The organism is Rahnella perminowiae, from assembly GCF_019049755.1.
Taxonomy (GTDB): Bacteria; Pseudomonadota; Gammaproteobacteria; order Enterobacterales; family Enterobacteriaceae; genus Rahnella; species Rahnella perminowiae.
The window spans coordinates 1-5,980 of the sequence record NZ_JAFMOS010000362.1 but is presented as its reverse complement, the minus strand read 5'-3'; the positions used below and the strand labels follow the sequence as shown (position 1 = coordinate 5,980).

Sequence of the window (5,980 nt, the reverse complement as noted above, 5' to 3'; positions counted from 1 at the left end):
TCTCTGAGTAAAACAAAAACGGGCTCACAATGCCTGCGCGAGGTCTCAAAACCGAAAACTCATCATTCATATGAATGATTATTCAACGCTTAACTCAGCCGCAAAGTCTTTCTGAGCGGAAAATGTGCTGCAAACAGGGGGGATGATCTTCGAATGAAGAGGCAGAAGGGATAATGTCAGGATAATGTAAACGACAGCTAAACAACCTGCACTTATTGCTACTACCTCGCTTCTCTTTAAAACCGCGTTGTAAAGGTGTTTAAAAACCCGGTGATACCGTGATTATTTCAGGCATCGGAAATAGATCATGGAACACATTCCTCTCAATGAAACCGAATCCCACAGCGAAACGTTTCCCGTTGAACCATCCTTAAAAAAAACCAGCGGACTCAGTTTGTTTATCGATCTTCTGAGCGGGGCGTGCGTACCGGACAACCTGTGGCGCGACCGGATGTTCCGGGTCAAGTACGCCGTGCGCACCTTGCTGCATCCGCTCGATACCCTGAAAGTGCTGAACAAAATGGCGGCGGAAGCAGTCTGGCAGGAAGCCTTTTCTGTGCAGACCAAACTCCCGAGTAAAATTCACAAACCGTACCTGCATCTCGGTTTACATTCTGCCGGGCGTGCTGACGCACTGGTTGACCACTACGAATTCGTCAAAAGCCTGGAAAACACCCGCCTGCGCAAGACCTTTCTGAGTGCGGGTGGCAATACCATCACCCGGTTCACGGGCAAAGACGGCGAAGCTTTCCGTGTGGTACTCGGTTCCATCGGCAAATCTGAGCGCGAAGGCGAAGCCAATATGTTCCTTTATATGGAGGACATCCTGCTTGCGGCCCTGACGTTCAGCATTGTGCAACGCCCGGAAGGGGCGACATTGATTATCGGCGGATTTCAGGGGGCGCATCGTTCTACGGCGCATGAAGTGATTAAACAGGCGACCAAATCCTGTTACGGATTGTTCCCGAAGCGACTGCTTCTGGAAAGCCTGCAACGTGTCGCCGCCGAAACCGGTGTACAGCGTATTCTTGCGGTCAGCGACACCGGCCATGTGTTCCGCAGTCTGCGCTACCGTCACCGCAAGAAAAATGTGTTCGTCGCCAGTTATAACGAATTCTGGGATTCCATCAGCGCCACGCCCGCATCTTCAGCTTTATATCAGGTACCGCTGGAACTGCCGCGCAAGCCCATGGAAGAGATTGCCAGTAAGAAACGTTCTGAGTACCGCAAGCGTTATACCTTGCTCGATGAATTACATGAGAGCACAGCGTCGTTACTGAAAGCCTGACCTCAGACTTCACGGTAAATTACCCGCTGTAGCAAGCTCCGGGGCCAGGGACCGGCCTTTTCCTCCGAATTTCCAGCGTTTATGCATCACCTTCACTGAAAATTTCACCCCTGATGTCACATTACCGCAGAGGTTAAGTGTCAGTTTCATAAAGTAATAGTCAGTTAATTATTTTGTTTAAAACTAATGCACTTCGAAGTATCTCGCCAATTGTGTATTTTTGATGGCGAGGAATGTTACACGTATCGCAAAATCTTATCGCCAACTGCCCCCTGCTGATTTAAATGTGATGTTATTCACATCTATTCATTCATCCCGCCTATATAAAACGTCATCTCTATAAAAACGAAACAACGGTTCATTTTATAAAAACCTCTCTGGGCGGATAACGTATGAACACAGAAAAACCTATTTTATTTAAACATCAGCTGGCGTACGGCGGTGGAAATCTGTTGGGCAGCGGCGCACTGGCCATCGCCGGGATCTGGCTGCTGTATTTCTACACCACGTTTTGCGGCCTGACGCTGTTACAGGCTTCGGCGATCTTCTCCGTCGCCAGCATCATTGACGCCATCAGTAACCCGCTGATGGGCTATCTCTCGGATAACTTTGGCAAAACGCGGCTTGGTAAACGCTTTGGCCGCCGCCGCTTCTTCATTTTACTGGGCGTGCCGCTGATGATGTTCTATCCGCTGCTGTGGGTAGAAGGTTTCGGATTCTGGTATTACCTGTCCACTTACGTCATGTTCGAGCTGATCTACACCTCGGTGATGGTGCCGTATGAAACGCTCGCGACAGAAATGACCACCGATTTCTCTGCCCGCTCAAAACTGACTGGCTATAAAGCTATTTTCGGTAAAGTCGCTAACTTCCTTGCGGCCTTCATCCCTGGTCAGTTCATCCTGATTTACGGTAAGGACTCCGCGCAGCCCTTCTTCTTCACCGCCCTGACGTATGGGGTGATCCTGTTTATCGCCATCGGCATGTTGTATCTCTCCTCCTGGGAACGCCCGACAGAAGAGACCACTCCCGTCGATGAGAAGAAAATGACCCTTGGCAAAACCATGCTGACGCTGGTGCGCGACATGAAGTCAACATTCCACCTGCGCGTGTTCCGCAAGCATCTGGGCATGTATCTGTGTGGTTTCGGGGCAGAATGGCTGTTCGCTTCCGTCTTCACCTACTTCATCATTTTCGTGCTGCAGTATGACCCGGCGATGGTTGCCGGTCTGAGCAGCCTGAACTCACTGCTGCAACTGTTCTCTACGGCAATATTTATTGGTATCTGTGTGAAACACGGGTTCAGCAAGCCTTACATCCTGGCGCTGGGCATCGTAATTTTCTCAGTAACTTGCTACAGCCTGCTTCACTTCCTGCATTTGCCGCAGCAGTACGCGACAGCCGCCATGCTGACAATCACCGTGATCTTCGGTATCGGTACCGGCGGCGTATATTACATTCCGTGGACGGTTTACACCTTCCTGGCGGATATAGATGAAGCCTTTACCGGCCGTCGCCGCGAGGGGATTTACGCCGGTGCAATGACTTTCTCCGGCAAGCTGATGCGCTCAGTGATTGTTTTCGTGATGGGCGCCATTCTGAGCTTCTACGGGTTCCAGTCTAAATCTCACACCCAGCCTGAAAGTGCGGTGATGGCAATTGCGCTGGTGTTCTGTATCGGTGTTATTGCGCTGGCGCTGATGGCTATCGTGTTCAGTAATCAGATGAAACTGAACCGCAAAACCCATCTTGTGGTGCTGGGCGAAGTGGCACGTATTAAAGCGGGCGGGCAGATCAGCGAGGTACAACCGGAAGTGCGGGCAGTGATGGAAGAACTGATCGGTTATCCGTATGAACAGTGCTGGGGCAACAGTGTGGTTTGCCGCAAAATTTTCGATACACCCGCCGTTGAACTCACTGAACCCAAACCGATGGTGAGCACCACGCAACAACCTTAGCTCCTGATTTAAATCTACTTTTTTCTTTCCCGACTGGCCGGGTCACCGGCCAGCGACCCCTTTCGTTTTGAGGATAAGAACGATTATGTGGGCATCAAAATTTGTTGTTACCGCGCTCGCCCTCGGGATAAGCGCACAAAGTCTGGCTGCCGCACTGCCAGACAGCGGTAAACTGGTCTGGCACAGCACGACTTTTGGCCAGTCAACTGACGTCAATTTCGCTACCAACGTTCTGCCGGAGAAAATCGGCATGAATGAAACTTTACTGGCAGACGGTAAACCTGTGCCAGCGACAGGCACTCTGCTCAGTACGCCTTTCAGCCTTGAAAGCCGTGGCGGCAAAGTCGGTAACAGCCACGATGGTTTAACCTATTTCTATACCCGATTGCCGGCGGACGTGAATTTTCAGCTTGAAGCGGAAATCACGCTCAATCAGTTCGGACCGGAAAATGGCGCAAAACCGGCCGGACAGGAAGGGGCAGGATTACTGGTACGCGATATTCTGGGCAATCCGCGTGAACCGGTGACTAAACCGGGTATTGAAGAGCTGCCGGCCGCGTCAAATATGGTGATGAACAGCATAATGGCCACTGGCGATAAACCGCCGGTACTGGCACTGATTGCCCGGCAGGGTGTACAGCAACCCTGGGGAAATACCGGCATCGGCATTGTGCGAGAAAGTTATCATCCACTGAGTACACCTGCCCGTTTCTCGCTGCGACTGACCCGCACGGACAACGGTTTCATTGTCGCTTATGCGCCACAAGGCAGCGATCAGTGGGTCAGCAAATCCGTGCAGCATGCAGACAGCGTGACACAACTGGACAAAGCCGGATATTACGTCGGTTTCTTCGCCTCGCGGAATGCGAAAATTACGGTAGATCATGCCCGACTCACGCTCAGCGAGGCGCATATACAGCCCTCTGCACCATATGTGACGCCGTCACTGAATGCGCGTATTGAGGTGATGTCATCGCCGCTCATTGCCCGCCGCGACAGTGTGTTCCAGTTACGCACTAACGGCGACGGACGGGTTAAGATTGAACAGAATGACAAACCGTTGTTGCCGCAAAAAGCGGTGCGCGGTGGTGAAGTGGTGACGGTTCCGCTACATGCTGAACAACCGGTAACGATGCTCAAGATCACCTACATACCAGCGGACGGCAAACAAGTGACACAGGAATTCCCGGTGCGTATGGCGCTGGTCAGCAATCCTGACGAGTTGTATGTTTCTCCGGCTGGTACGGCAGATAATGACGGTTCGGCTGAACATCCGCTGGATTTTGACAGTGCGGTAAATCTTTTAGCACCGGGCGGCACGCTCTGGCTGAGTGAGGGTGACTACCCGGCAAGCGTGATCCCGGCCACCGCCAGCGGCACCGACACCCACCGGAAAACGCTGCGTACGCAAGGCGACAACGTGGTGTTTAATGGCCTGAAACTGAATGCCAGCTACTGGAATATTCAGGGGATTACCGTCACGCAAAAAAGTTTTCATGTTGCCGGAAGCTATAACCATCTCGACCGCATTAAGGCGCATCATGCCGATGATACCGGCATCTGGGTGGCATCGCCGGACGGCATCGGGCGGGCTCTGTGGGCCAGCCACAATCTCATCAGCAATTCTGAATCCTGGGGAAATCAGGATCCGGGGCGCAAAAACGCCGACGGATTTGCCGTCAAAATGCGCGTGGGCGAGGGCAACCGTCTGATCAATTGTTATTCCCACGACAACATCGACGACGGTTTCGACCTGTTCAACAAAATCGAAGACGGCCCGAACGGCAGTGTGACGATTGAGAACAGCTTGTCGGTGAACAATGGCAGCAATGGTTTCAAACTGGGTGGCGAAGGGTTACCGGTCGGCCATGTGGTGCGCCACAACGTTGCGGTTGGCAACGGTATGGACGGTTTTACCGACAACTTCAATCCGGGCGCGCTGGTTATCGGACATAACCGCGCTGTCGATAACAAACGCTTCAATTTCCTGTTCCGGCCATCACCGTACACCACGGCTGACAAGCAGGGCACCTTCAGGGACAACATTTCGCTGCGAACCACGGCAGGGAAGTATGACGATGCCGTCACCGGCAATGTGGATGACAGTAATTATTTTTACACTGATCATAAAACGGTGAATATAAAGCATCAGGAAATTATACCGGGAGATTATATTTCCCTGCGGCTACCGGATCCGATAACCCGTCTTTCTGACGGTGGATTTAATTACGCTGACTTTTTGAAAAACAAATAAAGCAGCGTCATTAAGAGTGAACCTTTAACTTAAAATAACACTACTCAATATCTCTGGGATTTATAAAAATGAAAAATAGCAGACTGATGATCTGCGGCTTACTGCTGGCCAGTGCCAGCAGCCAGGCCGTCACTATTGACCTTCGTCATGAATGGCTCGATGACAGTAAACAACATAAAGACAGGGCGATGGTTTCGCACCGCTTCGCCAACGGGTTCGGGTTCTCGCTGGAAGCCAAATGGAAATCAGGCGGGGATAATGAAAATAAACCCTTTAATAATCTGGTTGATAACGGCACGGAAAGCACCATCAGCTATCAGTACAAAGTCACGCCGGCCGTGTTTATTCAACCCGGATTTACGCTGGAATCCAGTTCTGACAGCAGTATTTATAAACCCTTCTTAACCGCCGGATATACATTTGACAGCGGCGTTTATTTCAATGCGCGTTACCGCTACGAGTATACCCGTTATACCAAAG

Annotated in this window: 4 protein-coding genes; all 4 read left to right on the top strand. The window is 51.4% G+C overall.

Going from position 1 to position 5,980, the window contains the following annotated elements:
- Positions 1-307 precede the first annotated feature (307 nt).
- Positions 308-1,288, top strand: a complete 981-nt coding sequence (locus J1785_RS04245) for a VirK/YbjX family protein (protein ID WP_217138902.1) — start codon at positions 308-310, stop codon at positions 1,286-1,288.
- A 392-nt stretch (positions 1,289-1,680) separates the two neighbouring features.
- Positions 1,681-3,246, top strand: a complete 1,566-nt coding sequence (locus J1785_RS04240) for an MFS transporter (RefSeq protein ID WP_129991006.1) — start codon at positions 1,681-1,683, stop codon at positions 3,244-3,246.
- A gap of 85 nt (positions 3,247-3,331) precedes the next feature.
- A complete protein-coding gene (locus J1785_RS04235) occupies positions 3,332-5,500 on the top strand; it encodes a right-handed parallel beta-helix repeat-containing protein (RefSeq protein ID WP_217218880.1) in 2,169 nt (722 codons plus the stop codon).
- A 68-nt stretch (positions 5,501-5,568) separates the two neighbouring features.
- The coding region (locus J1785_RS04230; RefSeq protein WP_217218879.1) for an oligogalacturonate-specific porin KdgM family protein at positions 5,569-5,980 on the top strand (412 nt) is incomplete at its 3' end.